The 19,458-nt window shown below is 61.3% G+C and carries 18 protein-coding genes and 1 pseudogene; 7 read left to right on the top strand and 12 right to left on the bottom strand.

All coding sequences use genetic code 11. The features are described 5' to 3' along the window. Nucleotides 1–16: 16 nt before the first annotated feature. Nucleotides 17–1,021, top strand: coding sequence for an AraC family transcriptional regulator (locus H043_RS0106385; RefSeq protein ID WP_027611155.1), 1,005 nt, complete (start codon nt 17–19; stop codon nt 1,019–1,021). 108 nt (nt 1,022–1,129) lie between these two features. Here H043_RS0106385 and H043_RS0106380 read toward each other — a convergent pair whose 3' ends face one another. Beyond that, entirely contained in the window at nt 1,130–2,515 is a 1,386-nt protein-coding gene (locus H043_RS0106380) for a heavy metal sensor histidine kinase (protein WP_027611154.1), read from the bottom strand. Continuing rightward, the gene (locus tag H043_RS0106375; protein ID WP_027611153.1) at nt 2,505–3,185 is read right to left on the bottom strand and encodes a heavy metal response regulator transcription factor; all 681 of its coding nucleotides are present in this window, start codon (nt 3,183–3,185) and stop codon (nt 2,505–2,507) included. Before H043_RS0106375 ends, H043_RS0106380 begins: the two co-directional genes overlap by 11 nt. Nucleotides 3,186–3,321: 136 nt before the next feature. On the opposite strand from H043_RS0106375, the gene H043_RS0106370 reads away from it, so the two are divergent. From H043_RS0106370 to H043_RS30625, 3 genes and pseudogenes are all read left to right on the top strand, one after another. After that, nucleotides 3,322–3,807, top strand: a complete 486-nt coding sequence (locus H043_RS0106370) for a heme-binding protein (RefSeq protein WP_027611152.1) — start codon at nt 3,322–3,324, stop codon at nt 3,805–3,807. Nucleotides 3,808–3,818: 11 nt separating this feature from the next. Then, nucleotides 3,819–4,229, top strand: a complete 411-nt coding sequence (uraH, locus tag H043_RS0106365; protein ID WP_027611151.1) for a hydroxyisourate hydrolase — start codon at nt 3,819–3,821, stop codon at nt 4,227–4,229. Further along, a pseudogene (locus tag H043_RS30625) lies at nt 4,201–4,350 on the top strand (DUF4381 domain-containing protein); the annotation flags it as partial. The gene uraH and the pseudogene H043_RS30625, both read left to right, overlap by 29 nt. A gap of 5 nt (nt 4,351–4,355) precedes the next feature. Here H043_RS30625 and H043_RS0106360 read toward each other — a convergent pair. Further along, the gene (locus tag H043_RS0106360) at nt 4,356–5,033 is read right to left on the bottom strand and encodes a Crp/Fnr family transcriptional regulator (RefSeq protein WP_027611150.1); all 678 of its coding nucleotides are present in this window, start codon (nt 5,031–5,033) and stop codon (nt 4,356–4,358) included. Nucleotides 5,034–5,115: 82 nt separating this feature from the next. On the opposite strand from H043_RS0106360, the gene H043_RS0106355 reads away from it, so the two are divergent. After that, nucleotides 5,116–5,640: a DUF962 domain-containing protein gene (locus H043_RS0106355; protein WP_027611149.1), complete on the top strand. Its 525-nt coding sequence runs from the start codon at nt 5,116–5,118 to the stop codon at nt 5,638–5,640. An 81-nt stretch (nt 5,641–5,721) separates the two neighbouring features. On the opposite strand, the gene H043_RS0106350 is transcribed toward H043_RS0106355, so the two are convergent. The 6 genes from H043_RS0106350 to dibA all read right to left on the bottom strand — a co-directional run bounded on the left by H043_RS0106350 (nt 5,722) and on the right by dibA (nt 12,136). Further along, nucleotides 5,722–6,711 carry a sulfate/molybdate ABC transporter ATP-binding protein gene (locus H043_RS0106350; RefSeq protein ID WP_027611148.1) on the bottom strand — a complete coding sequence of 330 codons (990 nt, stop codon included), beginning with the start codon at nt 6,709–6,711 and terminating at the stop codon, nt 5,722–5,724. Nucleotides 6,712–6,714: 3 nt separating this feature from the next. Next, complete coding sequence (gene cysW, locus H043_RS0106345) at nt 6,715–7,587, bottom strand: sulfate ABC transporter permease subunit CysW (RefSeq protein WP_003220512.1); 873 nt, start codon at nt 7,585–7,587, stop codon at nt 6,715–6,717. Nucleotides 7,588–7,600: 13 nt separating this feature from the next. Further along, complete coding sequence (cysT, locus tag H043_RS0106340) at nt 7,601–8,419, bottom strand: sulfate ABC transporter permease subunit CysT (protein WP_027611147.1); 819 nt, start codon at nt 8,417–8,419, stop codon at nt 7,601–7,603. Nucleotides 8,420–8,574: 155 nt separating this feature from the next. Next, nucleotides 8,575–9,588 (bottom strand): sulfate ABC transporter substrate-binding protein, encoded by a 1,014-nt coding sequence (locus tag H043_RS0106335; RefSeq protein WP_027611146.1) that lies wholly within the window; start codon nt 9,586–9,588, stop codon nt 8,575–8,577. Nucleotides 9,589–9,725: 137 nt separating this feature from the next. Beyond that, the gene (oscA, locus tag H043_RS0106330; RefSeq protein WP_003220508.1) at nt 9,726–9,908 is read right to left on the bottom strand and encodes a sulfur starvation response protein OscA; all 183 of its coding nucleotides are present in this window, start codon (nt 9,906–9,908) and stop codon (nt 9,726–9,728) included. A 308-nt stretch (nt 9,909–10,216) separates the two neighbouring features. Next, nucleotides 10,217–12,136, bottom strand: a complete 1,920-nt coding sequence (dibA, locus tag H043_RS0106325; RefSeq protein WP_027611145.1) for a phosphodiesterase DibA — start codon at nt 12,134–12,136, stop codon at nt 10,217–10,219. 147 nt (nt 12,137–12,283) lie between these two features. Here dibA and desA point away from each other — a divergent pair, with 147 nt between their 5' ends. Together desA and H043_RS0106315 are read left to right on the top strand one after the other, a co-directional pair. After that, on the top strand, nt 12,284–13,468 hold the full coding sequence (gene desA, locus H043_RS0106320) for a delta-9 fatty acid desaturase DesA (protein ID WP_027611144.1): 1,185 nt from the start codon (nt 12,284–12,286) through the stop codon (nt 13,466–13,468). Between the two features lie 247 nt (nt 13,469–13,715). Further along, nucleotides 13,716–14,705, top strand: coding sequence for a sensor domain-containing diguanylate cyclase (locus H043_RS0106315; RefSeq protein WP_027611143.1), 990 nt, complete (start codon nt 13,716–13,718; stop codon nt 14,703–14,705). A 140-nt stretch (nt 14,706–14,845) separates the two neighbouring features. Here H043_RS0106315 and H043_RS0106310 read toward each other — a convergent pair whose 3' ends face one another. The 3 genes from H043_RS0106310 to gabD form a co-directional block, all read right to left on the bottom strand. After that, nucleotides 14,846–16,057, bottom strand: coding sequence for a response regulator (locus H043_RS0106310; RefSeq protein ID WP_027611142.1), 1,212 nt, complete (start codon nt 16,055–16,057; stop codon nt 14,846–14,848). Nucleotides 16,058–16,187: 130 nt separating this feature from the next. Beyond that, a complete protein-coding gene (gene gabT, locus H043_RS0106305; protein ID WP_003220503.1) occupies nt 16,188–17,465 on the bottom strand; it encodes a 4-aminobutyrate--2-oxoglutarate transaminase in 1,278 nt (425 codons plus the stop codon). A 186-nt stretch (nt 17,466–17,651) separates the two neighbouring features. After that, a complete protein-coding gene (gene gabD, locus H043_RS0106300) occupies nt 17,652–19,094 on the bottom strand; it encodes an NADP-dependent succinate-semialdehyde dehydrogenase (RefSeq protein WP_007963502.1) in 1,443 nt (480 codons plus the stop codon). Between the last annotated feature and the right edge of the window lie 364 nt (nt 19,095–19,458).

Raw genomic sequence — 19,458 nt, 5'->3', positions numbered from 1 at the left:
GGAAGCGCCAATCAGCATGAAGGAACCGACCTCGCTCGCCAGCTGGACCCGTGCCTTGCGCAAGCAACTCGATGCGCTGGGGCTGGACAGTCTCGGCCTGTGCCAACAGGCCGGACTCGATCCGCAGTTGATGGACGACCCGAACGCGCGTTATCCGTTGTCCGGCACCACGCGCCTGTGGCAACTGGCAGTGCAGTTCAGCGGCGATCCGGCGATCGGTCTGCGAGTGTCGCGGTTCGTCAGCCCGACCACGTTCCATGCGCTGGGTTACGCGCTGGTGGCCAGCGGCAGCCTGCGTGAGGTATTCGAGCGCATCGTGCGTTATCACCCGGTGGTCAGCGATGCATTGGAACTGGAGCTGAGCCGCAGCGATGACCGCTATCTGTTTCGTCTGAAAATTCCGTCAGGCAATCCGGCGCCGGCCTTCGAAGCCATCGATGCGTTTGCCGCGATCTACGTGCGTACTTGCCGCAATCGCCTGGGTCGCGATTACGCGCCGCTGGCGGTGTACCTGCGCCGCCCGGAACCGTCCGATGCGCATCAGTGGCACAAGGTGTTCCGCGCTCCGGTGCATTTCTCCTGCGCCGAAGATCGCCTGGAGTTTGCCCTCGCCGACTTCGACAGCCACCTCGACGACGCCAACCCGGAACTGGCCGAACACAACGAAGCGGTGCTCAAGCGCACCCTGGCCCAGCTCCAACCGCTGACCTGGGAGCGCAAGGTGCGCGACGCTATCGAAGAGCAACTGCCTGAAGGCGAACCTAGCGCCGAACGCATCGCCCAGGCCTTGCACCTGAGCTTGCGCAGCCTGCAACGGCACTTGGCGGATGAGGGCTGTCGCTTCGACACGCTGCTCAACGAGAGCCGCGAAAACCTCGCGCTGCTGCACCTGCGCGATCCGCAGTGTTCGTTGAGTGAAGTCAGTTACCTGCTGGGGTTTGCCGACACCAGCAGCTTCAGCCGCGCGTTCAAACGCTGGACGGGAATGACGCCGGGGCAGTTTCGCGACGGGTTGCGCTGACTGACCCCAGGGTTGGGTCGTCAGTTCCGACGTCTTCGCGAGCAGGCTCGCTCCCACATTTGGAATGCGTTTCACATGTGGGAGCGAGCCTGCTCGCGAAGGCGTCCTTCAATTCACCACAAAACCCAGCCCAAATACCGTGCCCTCCGCATCACTGCTCACCCGCACCCGCCCACCATGCAACAGCATGATCGACTGCACAATCGCCAGCCCCAGCCCACCGGAATCCCCAGGTTGCGCCCGTGAAGGGTCGACGCGATAGAAGCGGTCGAACAGTTTGCCCAGATGTTCTGGCGCAATCGCCGGGCCGTGGTTGTGTACCTGCAACCAGCACACACCCGGCTCATCGCGGCGGCGCAGGCTGATCAGCGTGCCTTCATCGGCGTGACGCACCGCGTTGGCCAGCAGATTACCGAGGGCGCGTTGCAGCAGTTGCTGGTCGGCCAGCAGTTCGCCGTGCAACCGGTTTTCCAGTCGCAACTGGCGGTCATCGGCCAGGGCCTCGAAGTAATCGCACAGCTCGCTGCCGACGCTGTGCAGATTCAGTGTTTGCAAGTCGAGCGCGCGCTCCGCCTGTTCGGCGCGGGCGAGGAACATCAGGTTCTCGGCCATGCGTTTGAGGCGTTCGAACTCTTCCATGTTCGACGCCAGCAGCTCCTGATACTCCGCCGTGCTGCGCGGGTGGTTCAGCGCCTGGCCGTTGCTGGCGAGCAAGGTGTGCAGCGGTGTGCGGATCTCGTGAGCCAGATCGGCAGAAAACTGCGACAGCCGCTGCACGCTGTCGTCCAGCCGCGCGAGCATGCCGTTGAGCGCCTGCACCGGTTCGAGCAGTTCGGCGGGGGTGCCACTGGCGGGCAGACGCTGGTCGAGGCTGCGCAGATCAATGCCACGCACCGCCGCGCTTAACTGGCGCAACGGTTGCAGACCACGGCGCAGCAAAACCAGGCCCAGCGCGAACGCCAGCAACGCGCCAAGCCCGACGGCCAGATACAGGCGCAAGCGATAACTGGCGAGCATCTGTTCACGTTCGGTCAGTACCTTGCCCGCGATCACCGTCAGCGGTTCGCCGTTCGGCCCTTGGACGTCACCGGACAGCAGCGCCAGCTCGGCACCGTCCGGCGCCTGCCAGGTCAGCACGTCGCGACGCTGCGGCGTTTGCTCGCGTGCGATTGCGTTCAATGGCGGTAGGTCGCGCTGGCGCGGGTTGATCGCAATCACGTTCGAGCCATCGGCGCGCCGCACCAACAGCAGGCTGTCGAGGTTACCGAGCATGTTCTGATAGAGACGTGGCCGCGCCTGCAAGGCGCCGAGGCTGTCACTGTCGGCGAGCAAGGCGCGCACCTGCTCCAGACGGCCGAGCAACGCGAGGTCGTCGCGGTAGGCGATTTCCGAGTCGAGCGAGCGGTAGAGAAACACACCGATCGCACTCAACACCAACGCGCAAACCACGGCGAACGCCAGCGCCAGACGCCAGGCGATCGACCTAGACCGCATCGTCGGGCGCCTCCAGCTGATAGCCGACCCCGCGCACGGTGTGGATCAGTTTCGGCATGTACGGGTCATCGACCTTGGCCCGCAGGCGGCGCACTGCAACTTCGACCATGTTGGTGTCGCTGTCGAAATTCAGGTTCCACACCTGCGAGGCGATCAGCGTGCGCGACAGCACTTCGCCCTGACGGCTGGCGAGCAATTGCAGCAAGGCAAATTCCTTGTTGGTCAGGGCAATGCGCTGACCGCCCCGACTGACCCGACGCCGTAGCACGTCGATTTCCAGATCGGCGATGCTGTAGGACTCGGCCTCGCGCAGCGGCCCGCGGCGCAGCAGGGTGCGCACGCGCGCGAGCAATTCGGCGAAGGCGAAGGGTTTGAGCAGGTAATCATCGGCGCCCAGTTCGAGGCCGCGCACGCGGTCTTCGATGGCGTCCTTGGCGGTCAGGAACAACACCGGGGTGGCGCCGCGCTGGCGGATCAGTTGCAGCAGCTGCCAGCCATTGAGGCCCGGCAGCATCACGTCGAGGATGATCAGGTCATATTCCTGCTGCTCGATGAAATAGCGCCCATCGAGACCATTGAGCGCCACGTCCACGGCAAAACCCGACTCGCCCAGGCCCTTGGCCAGGAAATTCGCGGTTTTGGCTTCATCTTCTACGACCAGCAAACGCATGGTACACCTCGATTGATCAGGCACACAGGCTAGGCGCCTTCGGCCCGATTGCCCATTACAAACTTGTAATCCGACTGACGGGGTTCTGACGAAGAGCGGCGGCTAAGGTGATGTCCTTCGTTTTTGGAGCCTGTCCATGACCGTCAAATACCTTGCAGCGAGCCTCGCCCTCGGCCTCAGCGTCAGTGTTTTCGCCGCCCCTGAACTGCCGCGCCACGCTGACCTCGATCTGAAAACCGCACGCCTGCTGGCCGACACGGCGCTGAGCAATTGCACCGCCACGGTATCGGTGCTCGACCGTGGCGGCAACTTGCTGGTGACCCTGCGCGGCGACGGCATCGGCCCGCACAACACCGCTGCCAGCCAGCGCAAGGCCTACACCGCGCTGTCGACGAAAACCCCGACCCGGCTGTTCGCCGAGCGCGCCCGCAGCAATCCGGAAACCGCCAACCTCAACACCCTCGATGAGCTGCTGTTGCTCGGCGGCGGGATCCCGTTATTCGCCGCTGATGAACTGGTCGGCGCCATGGGCGTGGCCGGTTCCGGCGGCGGCGAGCAGGACGAAAACTGTGCCATCAAGGCCGTCGATAAGGCCGGCCTGACTCTCACCCGTTCCCACTAAGGAGACTGACCATGACCACCCTGCGCATGACCTTCGCCGCACTCGGCCTGAGTGCCTTCTCCAGCCTGGCGCTGGCCGCCGGCAATCCACTGAGCGTGCACGTGCTCAACCTGGAAAACGGCCTGCCCTCGCCGGGCGTCAACGTGACGCTGGAAAAACACGTCGGCCAGAACTGGCAGCCACTGGCCCAGGGCACCACCAACGAACAGGGACGCATCGCCGAACTGTTCCCGGCCAAACAGCCTTTCGAAGCGGGCGAATACCGGGTGGTGTTCAAGACCGGCGAGTATTTCGAGAAGAACAAGCGCGAGACGTTTTTCCCGGAAATCCCGGTGATCTTTCAAGTGAAGCAGACTGGCCAGCACTACCACATCCCGCTGCTGCTCAGCCCTTATGGTTTCTCGACCTATCACGGCTCCTGAATCAACACAGATCAAAAATGTGGGAGCGAGCCTGCTCGCGAAGGCGTCGGTTCACTCGACATCACCGTTGAATGACCCACCGCTTTCGCGAGCAGGCTCGCTCCCACAGGGGATCTCAGGTGCCCGTCAAATTGTGGCCAGCGCGCGCAATCGCTCGGCATCGAGAATCTCGATCTCGCCATACCCCAACCCGATAATCCCCTGCCCCTGCAGATCCTTGAGGATCTGGTTAGTGGTCTGCCGTGACAACGACAACATCGACGCCAGCTGTTCCTGCGGCAGTTGCAGGACCCGACGTGGCGCATCGATTTCACCGTAGCCCTCGGCGATCATCAGCAAACGATGCGCCAGGCGTGCCGGGGCCGGCAGCAGGCTCAATTGTTCGAGATTGATAAAGGTCAGGCGCAGTTTGTGGCTCATCAGCAACGCCAGATGGCGCCAGTACACCGGCTGTTGGTCGAGGATTTTCAGCAGCGTGGCCTGCGGGATATTCAACAGTGTGCTCGGCCCGACGGCGTAGGCATCGTGAGTGCGCGGCTGGCCGTCGAACAGGCAGATTTCGCCGAACCAGTGCGGCGCCTCCACCAGGCTCAGCAACGCCTCCTTGCCCTGCTCGCTCACCGCCCCGATCCGGATCGCGCCGTCGAGCACCGCGTACAACCCGCAGGGCGGATCACCGCGCTGGAACAAGCGCTGCCCCGCCGTCAGCCGCCGCTCCCGAGCCGCCGCCAACAGACTATCCTGAAAGGATGCCGGCAGATGACTGAACCATTGCCCGGTCAGCAGCCGTGAACGCTTATCCATGATCACTCCCAATTGTCGCCTGCCTGACAGAGCGAACGCCGAACCCGAGGCATGCTGCACGCACCCTACAGGAGGAACAACAATGAAAAGCCTCGTCGACCATCTGAGTCAATACGCCGCCTACCACCGCGACCCGCGCAACATCGCCAGCCACTTTATCGGCATTCCGCTGATCGTGGTGGCAGTGGCGGTGTTGCTGTCGCGACCAGAATGGTCACTGGGCGGCTTGTGGATATCTCCGGCGGTGCTGCTGGCACTGGCGTCGGCGTGGTTCTACCTGCGCCTGGAATTGAAGCTGGGCGTGCTGATGAGCCTGTTGATGGGCCTTTCGGTCTGGGCCGGACATGCACTGGCGCAGCAGAGCACGATGGTCTGGCTCAGCAGCGGCTTGGCGATGTTTGTGATTGGCTGGGTGATCCAGTTTGTCGGGCACCACTACGAGGGGCGCAAACCGGCGTTTGTCGATGATGTCAGCGGGTTGATTGTCGGGCCGCTGTTTGTGGTGGCCGAAGTGGCGTTTCTGCTGGGAATGCGCCATGAGTTGAAAGCGCAGATCGAGGCGCGGGCGGGGGTGGTGCGGGTCAATCCGAATCGCGTAGCTGTGTAGACCGCATTCGCGAGCAGGCTCGCTCCCACATCTGGAATGTATTTCCCTGTGGGAGCGAGCCTGCTCGCGAAGCTTTTGATCTTAAAGACTGGCGACTTTCTGCCAGACCTTCGGCTTGAAGAACAGCGTTTCACCCTTGGCCAGTCCGATCAGGCTGTCGTGATCCTTCACCACTTCGGCCTCGATCAGATCGGTCTGCCCTTCCACCTTCAACGTCACCCGCGTGGTCGCGCCCAATGGGCGGATATCACGCACTTCCGCGGCGTGGTGATCTTCCAGTTCATGCTTGGACAACGACACTTCGTGCGGCCGGAACAGCACGTGGTTGTCGTCGCTGAGCAGCAAGCGGTTGGAGTCGCCGAGGAAGTGATAGACGAAATCGCTGGCCGGGTTTTCGTAGACGTCGCCCGGTGAGCCGATCTGCTCGATCACGCCCTTGTTCATCACCACGATGCGGTCGGCGACTTCCATCGCTTCTTCCTGGTCGTGGGTCACGAACACCGAGGTCAGGTTGATGTCTTCGTGCAGCCGCGCGAGCCAGCGGCGCAGCTCTTTACGCACCTTGGCGTCGAGAGCGCCGAACGGCTCGTCGAGCAGCAGCACTTTCGGTTCCACCGCCAAGGCACGGGCCAGGGCGATACGCTGACGCTGGCCGCCGGACAATTGCTCCGGGTAGCGATCCGACAGCCAGTCCAGTTGCACCATGTTCAGCAGTTCGTGGACCTTGGTCGCGATCTGGCTTTCGCTCGGGCGCTGGTTTTTCGGTTTCATGCGCAGGCCGAACGCGACGTTGTCGAACACCGTCATGTGCCGGAACAAGGCGTAGTGCTGGAACACGAAACCGACGTTGCGATCACGCACATCGTGGCCGGAGACGTCTTCGCCGTGAAACACGATGTTGCCCTGATCCGGGGTTTCCAGGCCGGCGATGATCCGCAGCAGCGTGGTCTTGCCACAACCGGACGGGCCAAGCAGCGCCACCAGTTCACCGCTCTGGATGTCCAGGCTGATGTTGTCCAGCGCCTTGAACGCATTGAAATTCTTGCTGACGTTACGCACTTCGATCGACATGAATTATTCCTCCGCGGCGCTGGCGCGCAGGCGGTTGATACGGTTTTCGCTCCACTGCTTGAGCAGCAGGATGAAGAGCGCCAGGATCAGCAACAGGCTCGCCACGGCGAACGCGGCCACGTGGTTGTATTCGTTGTAGAGGATCTCGACGTGCAGCGGCAAGGTGTTGGTCACCCCGCGAATGTGCCCGGAAACCACCGACACCGCACCGAACTCACCCATGGCCCGCGCGGTACACAGCACCACGCCATAGATCAGGCCCCATTTGATGTTGGGGACGGTGACATGCCAGAACATCTGCCAGCCATTAGCGCCGAGCAGCCGCGCGGCTTCTTCTTCCTGCGTGCCTTGTTCCTGCATCAGCGGAATCAGCTCACGGGCCACGAACGGCACGGTGACGAAGATCGTCGCCAGCACGATGCCCGGCAGAGCGAAGACGATCTGAATGTCGTGATCCTGCAGCCACGGGCCGAACAGGCCCTGAGCGCCGAACATCAGCACGTAGACGAGACCTGCGATCACCGGCGACACCGAGAACGGCAGGTCGATCAGCGTCACCAGCATGCTCTTGCCGCGGAACGAATACTTGCTCACGCACCATGCGGCGCTGACCCCGAACACCAGGTTCAGCGGCACCGAAATCAGCACGGCGATCACCGTGAGTTTCAGCGCCGACAAGGCGTCCGGTTCAAAGATCGCCGTGAAGAATGCGCCGAGGCCATTCTTCAAACCTTGCGACACCACGATGAACAGCGGCAGTACCAGAAACAGGAAAAAGATCAGCCAGCCGAGACCGATCAGCACGCGCCGTGACGTAGCACTGCCACGGCGTGCAGCGTTGGCCGAGGACGCGGCCGCAATAGACGATTGGGACATGGTTCGCGCCTCCTTATGGGGTTTCGATGCGCCGCTGCAACAGGTTGATCAGCAGCAACAGGACGAAGGAGACCACCAGCATCAGCACGCCGATGGAAGTGGCGCCGGTGTAATCGTACTGGTCGAGTTTGACCATGATCAGCAGCGGCAGGATCTCGGTTTTCATCGGCATGTTGCCGGCGATGAAAATCACCGAGCCGTACTCACCGACACCGCGGGCGAACGCCAGGGCAAAACCGGTCAGCCAGGCGGGCAACAGCGCTGGCAGGAGGATATGGCGAAACACCTGCAACGGTTTCGCGCCAAGGCAGGCGGCGGCTTCTTCGACTTCACGGGGAATGTCAGCCAGCACCGGTTGCACCGTGCGTACCACGAACGGCAGGGTCACGAAAGTCAGGGCGAGGGTGATGCCCAACGGGGTGTAGGCGATCTTGAACCCAAGGTCGGCGGCAAACTGGCCGACCAGGCCGGTCGGGGTGTACAGCGCGGTCAGGGCAATACCGGCCACCGCCGTCGGCAGGGCGAACGGCAGGTCGATCATCGCGTCGATCACCTTGCGTCCCGGGAACGTGTAGCGCACCAGCACCCAGGCCAATAGCGTACCGATGATGCCGTTGATGATCGCCGCACACAGCGCGGTGCCGAAGCTCAGCTTCAACGCTGCCAGCACGCGTGGCGCGGTGATGATCGTCCAGAACTGATCCCAGGTGAGTTGGGCGGCGTGGACGAACATCGCCGCCAGCGGGATAAGCACAATCAGGCTGAGGTACACCAAGGTGTAGCCCAGCGTCAGCCCGAAGCCGGGTATGACGGGGGAGATACGACGCGACATAAAAGTCCTTGGTTAAAAACGCATCAATGTGGGAGCGAGCCTGCTCGCGAAGAGGGAGTATCAGTCAACATCCCTGTCGCCTGAAATACCGCCTTCGCGAGCAGGCTCGCTCCCACATGTTTTGTGCCTGAACTTCAGGCTCGTTTCGAGTGAGATTACTGCGCCTGATAGATCTGGTCGAACACGCCACCGTCGTTGAAGAATTTCGGCTGGGCGGATTTCCAACCGCCGAAGTCCTTGTCGATGGTCACCAGCTCCAGTTTCGGGAACTGCTGGGCGTACTTCGCCGCCACGTCCTTGTCACGCGGACGGTAGAAGTTCTTCGCGGCGATCTCCTGACCGGCCGGGCTGTACAGGTGCTTCAAGTAGGCTTCGGCGATCTGCTCGTTGCCCTTCTTCTCGGCGTTCTTGTCGACCACCGCCACCGGTGGTTCGGCAAGGATCGACAACGACGGCACAACGATATCGAACTTGTCAGCGCCGCCGTCTTCTTTCAGTGCCAGGAACGCTTCATTTTCCCAGGCCAGCAACACGTCACCCTGACCGTTGTTGACGAAGGTGATGGTCGAGCCACGAGCACCGGTGTCCAATACCGGCACGTGCTTGAACAGGGTCTGTACGTATTCTTTGGCTTTTTCTTCGCTGCCGCCGTTGGCTTTCAGGCCATAGGCCCACGCGGCGAGGAAGTTCCAGCGCGCACCGCCGGAGGTTTTCGGGTTCGGGGTGATCACCGAGACGTCGTTCTTGACCAGGTCGCCCCAGTCCTTGATGCCTTTCGGGTTGCCCTTGCGCACCAGGAACACGATGGTTGAGGTGTACGGGGTGCTGGCGTCCGGCAGACGCTTCTGCCAGTCGGCCGGCAGGGTCTTGCCGAGCTTGGCGATTTCGTCGATGTCGCCGGCCAGTGCCAGGGTCACAACGTCGGCGCGCAGACCGTCGATCACCGCACGGCCCTGCTTGCCTGAACCGCCGTGGGATTGCTGGATTTTCACGGTGTCGCCGGCATGATCCTTCTGCCAGAACTTGATGAATTCGGCGTTGTAGTCCTGATACAGCTCGCGCGTCGGGTCGTACGACACATTGAGCAGTTCGTAATCCTTGGCAACCGCGGAACCGGCAAACACAGCACTGGCCAGCGCGGCCAAAGCGTAACGGCGAATCGACGACATGGTGAAAGCTCCTGGAATTCTTGGTGGTGGCTTTTTCTTATGTGTTGCTGGAATCGGGTTGCTCATTCAAAGATCGCCGCCTGCGCCAGCGCTTGCGCACAGCCCCCTGCAAAAGCTGGCGCAGGCTGCGATCTTTTTCAGCTCGGCTTGTTACCCGGCTGCTGCAAACGGAATTTCTCTTTGCGTTCGATCTGCACGACCTGGGCGTTGTGCACAGTGATCTCCACCGCGCCAAACCGCAGATCGCGCAGGGCGCTCTGGATTTCACGCAAGATGGTGGTTTCGTCCTGACCGTCAACGCTGCGAAGGGATGCGCTCATGGTGCTGCTCCTTTGAATGGGATGTGCCTGGCAGTGGGCGGCACTGCGTTCGGCGTGGGAGCAATATAAGAGAGGCGCAGATATTCTTAAAAAGACTATTTAAGAATGTTTATATAACTAGAAAACATTATCTGACGGGGCAAGGGTTTGCGCGGTGTTCACCGTGTTTGAAGCCTTTATGAAACCTTGTGGTGAGGGGATTCATCCCCGATGGACTGCGTAGCAGTCCCTGTTTTTCAGGGCCGCTGCGCGACCCATCGGGGATGAATCCCCTCACCACAGGTTTTGTGTCAGCCATAACAGGACTGCTAACCGATAACAGGTGCTTTCGCCCAATCGATCTCCCCCGCCGGCACTGGCCGCCCAAACCAGTACCCCTGCCCCAGATCACATTCCTGCTCCAGCAGAAACGCCGCCTGCTCGGCCTGCTCGATGCCTTCGGCATGCACCTGCATGCCCATGCTGCGTGCCAGGGCGACGATCACCCGAACGATGGCTGCGTCATCCTCGTCCCACGGCAGACCGGCGACAAAACCCTGATCGATCTTGAGCTTCTGCACCGGCAAGCGCTTGAGCCGCAACAACGACGAGTACCCGGTGCCAAAGTCATCGATGGCCAGGCGAATGCCCAATTCACGCAAGCGATGCATCTGCTCCAGCGCCACTTCCGGGTCATCCATCACCGCGCTTTCGGTGACTTCCAGCTCCAGATACGCCGGATCCAGCCCGGTCTCGTGCAGCACCTGCGCCACCTGCTGATACAGCTCACGCCGGGCAAACAGGCGCGACGACACATTCACCGCGACAAACGACAACACAATCCCGGCCTGCTGCCATTGACACATCTGCGAACACGCCTGACGCATCACCCAGGCGTCGATTTCGGCGATCAGCCCGGTGCGCTCGGCGATCGGGATGAATTCCGCCGGTGACACCAGACCGCGCTGCGGATGCTCCCAGCGCACCAGCGCTTCGACGCCGATCAGCCGACTGCTGTGCAAATCGTGAACCGGTTGGTAATAGACGCGCAGCTCCTGCTGCTCCAGCGCGCGACGCAGCTCGAAGGCAATCTCGACCCGTTGCTGCGCATGGGCGGTCAACTCTTCGGTGTACAGCGCGTAGCCGTTGCGGCCGCTGCTCTTGGCCTTGAACAGCGCGGCGTCGGCATTGCGCAGCAATTGATCGGCACTCAATGCATCACTGGGAAACAGGCTGATACCGATACTGGCGTTGATGAACAGCTGGTGCCGCTCGATGCTGAACGGTTCCTTCAGTGCATCGAGAATGCGCTGGGCCAGCGCCGCTGCCTGAACCAGTTGTGGACAACTTTCCGCCAGCACCGCGAATTCGTCACCGCCGAGCCGTGCCAGGGTAATCCCGGGGCCGAACAGGTCCTGCAGGCGCGCCGCCACCGCTTTGAGCAGGCGATCGCCGACGTTGTGCCCGAGGCTGTCGTTGATCATCTTGAAGTGATCCAGATCGATAATCAGCAGGGCGCAGCCACGCTTGTGGATCTGCGCCGAGGCCAGCGCCTGCTCGGCGCGGTCGCTGAACAACAGGCGATTGGGCAGGTCGGTCAGCGGGTCGTGATGTGCTAGGTGCTTGAGCTCGTGTTCGGAGTCCTTGATCGCACTGATGTCGGAAAACACCGCCACGTAGTGACTGAGCCGGCCTTGATCATCGTGAATCACGCGGATGGTCTGCCACTGTGGATAAATCTCGCCGCTCTTGCGTCGGTTCCAGATCTCACCGCTCCATTCGCCCTCGCTCTCCAGCGTGGCGAACATCGCCTGGTAAAAGCCCGGCGGATGGTGGCCGGACTTGAACAGGCTTGGCTGATGGCCGAGAACTTCGTCGTACTGGTAGCCGGTGATTTCCATGAACGCACGGTTGACGTGCACGATCAGGCCCTGACGGTTGGTGACCAGCACCCCTTCGCGGGTGCAATCGAACACGGCTGCCGCCTGACGCAAGCGTTCACGGTCAGACTGACGCTCGCGTAGCCGCGCTCCAATGCCGAGAAATTCGCACAATCTGGCCCGTGCCAGGAAAATCAGGCCAGCGCTGACGGCAGCCCAGACGTAACCGTTGATCAGTTGCCATCGCTGCAGATCGACAGACTCATCAAAGAAACTGTTCAATAAGTAACCAGTTCCCTGCAGCCAGACCACAGCAAGCAACAGGTAAAGCAGCGCTGCACGCAAGGCATCGCGGTAAGTGGCAGGCATTCGGCTGTCCATGTCCCTACAAAAAAGGTTGGAATTATAGGTCAAGAAACATCCAGCGACTCTTATCTGAAAGGGCGACTGGTTTTATCTGTGTGCTTGGTGATAATGCAACGGCTGTTTTTATCTTTATCGAGGGCCCTATAGCCTATGTGGTACGAAGGTTTTCTTGGCTTGTCGGCCTGGTCTCTGGTCGCGGTCACCCTGCTGATGACCCACGTGACAATTGTCGCCGTCACGGTCTATCTGCACCGTTACTCGGCCCATCGCTCGCTGGAGCTGAATGCCGGCCTGAAACACTTTTTCCGTTTCTGGCTGTGGCTGACCACGGCGCAGAACACCCGCGAGTGGACTGCCATCCACCGCAAACACCACGCCAAATGCGAAACCGAAGATGACCCGCACAGCCCGGTCATCAAGGGTCTGTCCACCGTGCTGCGCAAAGGCGCCGAGCTGTATCGCGCCGAAGCCGAGAACCCGGAGACCCTGCGCATCTACGGCAAGAACTGCCCCGAAGACTGGATCGAGCGCAACCTCTACAGCCGCTACCCGTTGCTGGGCGTGGCGATCATGGGCGTCATCGACCTGCTGCTGTTCGGCACCATCGGCATCACCATCTGGGCGATCCAGATGATGTGGATCCCGGTCTGGGCCGCCGGCGTGGTCAACGGTCTGGGGCACGCCATCGGCTACCGCAATTTCGAATGCCGCGACGCGGCGACCAATCTGGTGCCGTGGGGCATCCTGATCGGCGGCGAAGAACTGCACAACAACCATCACACCTACCCCAACTCGGCCAAGCTGTCGGTGAAGAAGTGGGAGTTCGACCTCGGCTGGGCGTGGATCAAGGTCTTCAGCTTCTTCGGTCTGGCCAAGGTGCAGCGTGTGGCACCGATTGCCCACCGCGTCGAAGGCAAGGGCCATCTGGACATGGACACCGCCATGGCGATCCTCAACAACCGCTTCCAGATCATGGCCCAGTACCGCAAGTTGGTGATCGGCCCGCTGGTCAAGCAGGAGCTGGACAAGGTCGATCATTCGGTACGTCATCAATTCCATCGGGCCAAGCGCCTGCTGTCGCGGGAAACCAGCCTGCTGGAAGACCGTCATCACTTGCGCATCCAGAACATGCTCGAGCACAGCCAGGCGCTGAAGGTCATTTACGAAAAACGCCTGGCCCTGCAGCAGATCTGGGTCAAGACCAGCGCCAATGGCCACGACATGCTCGCCGCCATCAAGGAATGGGTGCACGAGGCCGAAGCCAGCGGCATCCAGTCCCTGCGTGAATTCGCCGACCAGCTGAAAACCTACTCGCTGCGCCCCGCCGCAGCCTGACCGCCATGAACGAATCCCCTGTGGCGAGGGGATTCATCCCCGATCGGTAGCGCAGCTACCGCAAATATGTCGACGCGTTCTCATTGCTGAAACGCGTCATCTCTACCGCCCGGCGGGAGCAGGCTCCCTCTCTACAAAAGCGCGGAACTTAGCACCGAAAGCCCTATCTCAAAGACACTTCGCCACCCCGGCGGGCTGTACTGTGGCCGTTGTCGAAATCGCGGCACGCCCTTTGAGAAATGTGCCGATGGTCAACAACAATCAACAAGACTCATCCCTTGCGCAGTGGCCCGAGGCCGCGCAAACCCTGATGGCGCTGATGCACGCCCAAGGCGAAGTCGCCCGGCTGAGCGAGCGCGAACAACTGTTCAGTTCCTTGCTGGTGAGCGTCAACGCGGTGCTCTGGGCATTCAATTGGGAAACCCGTCAGGTGCTCTATGTCAGCCCTGCCTACGAGCGGATTTTCGGTCGTTCCGCAGGACTGTTGCTGGCTGACTACAACCAATGGCGCGACAGCATCTACCCCGACGACCTCGACTATGCCGAGCGCAGCCTGGCCGAAGTGCTGCACAAAGGCGCGGTGGAAGACCGCGAATACCGGATCATCGCCGCCGACGGCCAGGTTCGCTGGCTCAGCGACAAGTGCTTCATCAACCGTCAGGACGAACCCGGGCAACCGGTGATCATCGTCGGCATCGCCGAAGACATCACCGACAAGAAGCACATGGAAACCGAGTTGCATCGCCTGGCGACCACCGACGTACTGACCCAGAGCAGCAACCGCCGCCATTTCTTCGAATGCGCCAACCGCGAGTTCGAAGAGGCACGCCTGCAAGGTGCACCACTGGCCTTCCTGCTGCTGGACATCGATGACTTCAAGCAGATCAACGACAGCTACGGCCACCCGGAGGGTGACAACGTGCTGCAACGGATTGCCGAATGCGGACGTGGGTCGTTACGCCGGGGCGATCTGTTCGGGCGCATTGGCGGCGAGGAGTTCGCTGCGGTGTTTCCCGGTTGCGCACCGGACATGGCGCTGCAAGTGGCCGAGCGGCTGCAGCAGGAGATTCAGCGCCTGAGTTTCAACCACGAGGGGCAGACATTCGGCATCACCGTCAGCCAGGGCCTGACCAGCCTCAGGGATGGCGACGACAGTCTCGAGAGCCTGTTCGCCAGAGCGGATGCGGCTATGTACGAGGCAAAACGGCAGGGCAAGAACCGGATCATTTCTGCTTGATCCAGAATTTCAGCCACCCCAATATCCAATGTGGGAGCGGGCTTGCTCGCGAAGGCGGTAGGTCATTCAGCATTTATGTTGGCTGATACACCGCCTTCGCGAGCAAGCCCGCTCCCACAGGGGTTTTGTTAAAACGTCGGTTATTTACGCATCCGCATCAATTCCGGCAGCCCGATCTTCAGCAGCCGCGCCGTACGACTCCTGGCCAGCTCCTCAATGCCCTCATGCTCGGTCAGACGGGCCATCTGCGCCGCCATGTTCATCACCAACGCTTCCCGGGAATAGACCCCGCCACCGAGCTGATAGACCGACGCAATCAACTCGCGCAGCTCCAGCGGCAGGCGCCAGCGTGTCCGCAGCGCCGAACCGTAGGCCGCGCCAAACTCCGCCAGCGCGTCACCGACTTCCTCCCACTCATCCAGCTCGCCACCGGCCTGTTTCCACTCCTGCAAACAGCGCAGCAAGGCCAAATCACCGAGACGATGCAACATGCCCGCGCAGTAGCAACGTTCCTGATCCAGATCGAGCAGGCGCGCCAACGTACGCGCGTATTCCGCCGTGTGCAGCGACAGCCCCCAGTAGCGCTCGGCGTAGTCCGCCAGGCATGGGTCACTGAGCTTGGCGCTGCGTTTGAGCGCCAGGCCGAGGATCAGGTTCATGCTCTGCCCGGTGCCGAGCCGATGCAGCGCCTGTCCGAGGGTCTGTACCGCTGCGCCATGGTGCTGCGCCGCGCTGTTGGCGGCGGCGATCAGTACGGCGGTGATCTGCGGATCGGTGCGGATCTCTTCTTCGAGCAGCTTCAGGTCGAGGCCATTGGGGTTGAGGCTGCGTTTGACCGCCACTTGCACATCGGTCATCAATGGCGCGCCGTCGGCCTGCTCGCGACGCCGCTCAAGGAACACCGACAAGGTCATGCCCGGCGCCAGCGTCGGCACTTCGCAGAACACTTCTTCGCCGGCATCCAGCAGCAATCCTTGAAGGCGCTCGGTCAGGGTTTCCATGTTCAGGGGCTTGGTCAGATACGCCGTCGGCGCCAGTGGCAGAGCTTCGCGTACGCTGGCACTGTCAGCGCGACTGCTCATCAGAATGAACGGCAGCGGCGGATTGCGTTTGCGCTGGCGCACGCTGCGCAGCACGCTCAAACCATCGATGCCCGGCAACTCCCAATCGACGATAGCCAGGTCATAAGGCACTTCGCTGAGTAACGACATGGCTTGCTGGCCATCGGCACACAAGTCCAGCCGCGCATCACAGCGCACGTTGAGCAACACTTGTTTAAGCAGGTCACGAGACCACGGATCGGCCTCGGCAATCAGCACTCGGGGTACGGCGGGTAAATCAACGGCGGTCATGCGCGCTCTCCCTTGCAATGCCTGAACCTTAGCCAATGCTGGCCTATCGATACAGCGCAAAAGGGTTTCCGAGGCATAAAAAAACCCGCCGAAGCGGGTTTTTCTCGATCAGATCACACAGTGCCCGGAATTACAGCTCCGAGAAGCACTCTTCGATGATCGCCAGACCTTTGTCCAGTTGCTCGTCCGGCGAGGTCAGCGGTACGAGAACGCGCAGCACGTTGCCGTAGGTGCCGCAGGACAGCAGGATCAGGCCCTTGTCGCGCGCCTTGGCCACCACAGCCGCAACGGCGGTCGGGTTTGGTTTGTGGCTGTCGCCGTTTTCGAACAGCTCGACCGCGATCATCGCGCCCAGCGCACGCACTTCACCGATCACCGGGTACTTGGCCTGGATGGCCTTCAGACCGGTTACCAGACGCTCGCCAACAGCCTTGCAGCGGTCCAGCAGTTGCTCTTCTTCGAACACTTCCATCACGGCCAGCGCCGCAGCGCAAGCGATCGGGCTACCGGCGTAGGTGCCGCCCAGGCCGCCCGGAGCGATGGCGTCCATGTATTCGGCCTTGCCGCAGACACCCGCCAGCGGGAAGCCGCCAGCGATGGATTTGGCGAAGGTGGTCAGGTCGGCGGCAACGCCCATCTGTTCCATGGCGAAGAAGGTGCCGGTACGGCCAGCGCCAGTCTGCACTTCGTCAGCGATCAGCAGGATGCCGTGCTGGTCGCACAGGGCACGCAGACGCTTCATGAATTCTTTCGGCGCGACGTAGAAACCACCTTCACCCTGCACAGGCTCGATGATGATCGCGGCGATGTCTTTCGGCTCGGCGTCGTTCTTGAAGATGCGTTCGATGGACGCGATCGAATCGTCGATGCTCACACCGTGCAGTTCGTTCGGGTACAGCGCGCGGAAGATGCCGCCTGGCATCAGGCCCATGCCGGCCGAGTAAGGCACGACTTTACCGGTCAGGCCCAGGGTCATCATGGTGCGACCGTGGTAAGCGCCGGTGAAGGCGATCACGCCGGCACGGCCAGTGGCGGCACGGGCGATTTTCACGGCGTTTTCCACGGCTTCGGAACCGGTGGTCACCAGCAGGGTTTTCTTGGCGAAATCACCTGGCACCTTGGCGTTGATCTTTTCGCACAGCTCAACGTACGGCTCGTAGGCCAGTACCTGGAAGCAAGTGTGGGTCAGCTTGTTCAGCTGTTCGGTCACGGCGGCGATGATTTTCGGGTGCACGTGGCCGGTGTTCAGCACAGCGATACCGCCGGCGAAGTCGATGAATTCACGACCTTCAACGTCAGTCACGGTAGCGTTCTTCGCCGATTCAGCGAAGATCGGGTGAATCTGGCCAACACCACGTGGAACAGCTGCGGTACGACGGGCCATCAGTTCAGCGTTAGTCTTGCTCATTACAGTCCTCATTCACCGCTCATCGGGCGGCGTGGTTCAAGGATTAAGCGGGAGGAATCGGCGGTGGCAGCATGCGATGATCGACTGCCACGGCGTTCCCGGCCGCAGAGAAAATTCCGGTTTGAAACGACGCAAAGGGACAGCGCTCTCGTGCCCTTTGCGTTTACAGCGATCTTCTACCGAGGCTTAGATGCCAAGGCAGAGGTATTTGATTTCCAGGTAATCTTCGATGCCGTACTTGGAGCCTTCACGGCCCAGGCCCGACGCCTTGATGCCGCCGAACGGCGCGACTTCGTTGGAGATCAGCCCGGTGTTGACGCCGACCATGCCATATTCCAGCGCTTCAGCCACACGGAACACACGACCGAGGTCACGAGCGTAGAAGTACGACGCCAGACCGAACTCGGTGTCGTTGGACATGGCGATCACTTCGGCTTCGTCTTTGAAGCGGAACAGCGGCGCCAGCGGGCCAAAGGTTTCTTCCTTGGCGACAGCCGCGTCTTTCGGCACGTTGGTCAGGATGGTCGGCTCGAAGAAGTTGCCTTCCATCGGCTTGCCACCGGCCAGCACGGTGGCGCCTTTGGCCACGGCGTCAGCGATGTGCTCTTGCACCTTGGCCACGGCTTTTTCGTCGATAAGCGGGCCAGTGGTGGTGCCTTCTTCCAGACCGTTGCCGATCTTCAGCTTGGCCACCGCCACTTTCAGCTTCTCGGCGAACGCGTCGTAGACCGAATCCTGAATGTACAGACGGTTGGCGCAGACGCAGGTCTGGCCATTGTTGCGGTATTTGGAAATGATCGCGCCTTCGACGGCCTTATCCAGGTCCGCGTCGTCGAACACGATGAACGGCGCGTTGCCGCCCAGTTCCAGCGAGACTTTCTTGATGTCCTTGGCGCATTCCGACATCAGCTGACGGCCGATTTCGGTCGAGCCGGTGAAGGACAGCTTGCGCACGATCGGGTTGCTGGTCAGTTCGCTGCCGATGTCGCCGGCGCTGCCGGAGACCACGCTGAACACACCTTTAGGGATGCCGGCACGCTGGGCCAGTTCAGCCAGTGCGAAGGCGGAGAACGGGGTTTGCGACGCCGGCTTGAGCACCATGGTGCAACCGGCGGCCAGCGCAGGGCCGGCTTTACGGGTGATCATCGCCGCCGGGAAGTTCCACGGAGTGATGGCAGCAGTAACGCCGATCGGCTGCTTGATCACGATCAGACGCTTGTCCGGCTGGTGGCCCGGAATCACGTCACCGTAGATGCGCTTGGCTTCTTCGGCGAACCACTCGATGAACGAAGCGGCGTAAACGATTTCGCCCTTGGCTTCAGCCAGCGGCTTGCCCTGCTCGAGGGTCATCAGGCGCGCGAGGTCGTCCTGGTTCTCGATCATCAGTTCGAACCAGCGACGCAGCTTGCCTGCACGCTCCTTGGCGGTCAGTGCACGCCAGGCCGGCAGCGCTTTGTCAGCGGCTTCGATGGCGCGGCGGGTTTCGGCGGCGCCCATTTTCGGCACGGTGCCGAGGATTTCGCCGGTGGCCGGGTTGTTGACCTTGATCGTCTGACCGTTGTCCGCATCGACCCAAGCGCCATCAATGAAGGCTTGCTGGCGGAACAACTGGGTATCTTTAAGCTGCATGTCGGCTTTCCTTAACAGCACCGCGGCCTGCGCGGAGCAAAATTATGATTGTAGAAAGGCGCCTCGCAAGGCTGCCGTCAGGGAAATCATCTACCGGGTGAGGCGCAGCGATCGTGCGTTATTCACAGCATCTGCGCATCCACACCCCGTCAAAGAGCGTTTGAAATCTCAAACGGATCGTAGGAGCAAAGGGGGTAAAGGACAATAGGTCGTTCGAAAAAAAGAACAAAAACCCAGCGTTTGCTGGTTTTTTCAGATCAACGAGCAAAAAGCCCCGGCCGCAGCCAAACCATAGATCAGCCAGAAAAAAGCGCCAAGCGAGGGTTTTGCAGGACGTTACAGCTTTAAGGAATGCAGCGATTCT

The sequence above is a fragment of the Pseudomonas sp. URIL14HWK12:I6 genome (assembly GCF_000514195.1).
Lineage (GTDB): Bacteria > Pseudomonadota > Gammaproteobacteria > Pseudomonadales > Pseudomonadaceae > Aquipseudomonas > Aquipseudomonas putida_A.
Note: the sequence above shows the minus strand (reverse complement) of the source record. Positions and strands in the feature narration are given on the sequence as shown.

Excerpts from the sequence above, each read along its gene's own strand:
- oscA (WP_003220508.1), bottom strand. The coding sequence starts at position 9,908 with ATGAGCGCATCCCTTCGCAGCGTTGACGGTCAGGACGAAACCACCATC.
- H043_RS0106370 (WP_027611152.1), top strand. The coding sequence starts at position 3,322 with ATGACCGTCAAATACCTTGCAGCGAGCCTCGCCCTCGGCCTCAGCGTC.
- gabT (WP_003220503.1), bottom strand. The coding sequence starts at position 17,465 with ATGAGCAAGACTAACGCTGAACTGATGGCCCGTCGTACCGCAGCTGTT.
- H043_RS0106360 (WP_027611150.1), bottom strand. The coding sequence starts at position 5,033 with ATGGATAAGCGTTCACGGCTGCTGACCGGGCAATGGTTCAGTCATCTG.
- H043_RS0106350 (WP_027611148.1), bottom strand. The coding sequence starts at position 6,711 with ATGTCGATCGAAGTGCGTAACGTCAGCAAGAATTTCAATGCGTTCAAG.
- H043_RS0106380 (WP_027611154.1), bottom strand. The coding sequence starts at position 2,515 with ATGCGGTCTAGGTCGATCGCCTGGCGTCTGGCGCTGGCGTTCGCCGTG.
- uraH (WP_027611151.1), top strand. The coding sequence starts at position 3,819 with ATGACCACCCTGCGCATGACCTTCGCCGCACTCGGCCTGAGTGCCTTC.
- H043_RS0106355 (WP_027611149.1), top strand. The coding sequence starts at position 5,116 with ATGAAAAGCCTCGTCGACCATCTGAGTCAATACGCCGCCTACCACCGC.
- H043_RS0106385 (WP_027611155.1), top strand. The coding sequence starts at position 17 with ATGAAGGAACCGACCTCGCTCGCCAGCTGGACCCGTGCCTTGCGCAAG.
- cysW (WP_003220512.1), bottom strand. The coding sequence starts at position 7,587 with ATGTCCCAATCGTCTATTGCGGCCGCGTCCTCGGCCAACGCTGCACGC.
- dibA (WP_027611145.1), bottom strand. The coding sequence starts at position 12,136 with ATGCCTGCCACTTACCGCGATGCCTTGCGTGCAGCGCTGCTTTACCTG.
- desA (WP_027611144.1), top strand. The coding sequence starts at position 12,284 with ATGTGGTACGAAGGTTTTCTTGGCTTGTCGGCCTGGTCTCTGGTCGCG.
- H043_RS0106315 (WP_027611143.1), top strand. The coding sequence starts at position 13,716 with ATGGTCAACAACAATCAACAAGACTCATCCCTTGCGCAGTGGCCCGAG.
- H043_RS0106310 (WP_027611142.1), bottom strand. The coding sequence starts at position 16,057 with ATGACCGCCGTTGATTTACCCGCCGTACCCCGAGTGCTGATTGCCGAG.
- gabD (WP_007963502.1), bottom strand. The coding sequence starts at position 19,094 with ATGCAGCTTAAAGATACCCAGTTGTTCCGCCAGCAAGCCTTCATTGAT.
- H043_RS0106335 (WP_027611146.1), bottom strand. The coding sequence starts at position 9,588 with ATGTCGTCGATTCGCCGTTACGCTTTGGCCGCGCTGGCCAGTGCTGTG.
- cysT (WP_027611147.1), bottom strand. The coding sequence starts at position 8,419 with ATGTCGCGTCGTATCTCCCCCGTCATACCCGGCTTCGGGCTGACGCTG.
- H043_RS0106375 (WP_027611153.1), bottom strand. The coding sequence starts at position 3,185 with ATGCGTTTGCTGGTCGTAGAAGATGAAGCCAAAACCGCGAATTTCCTG.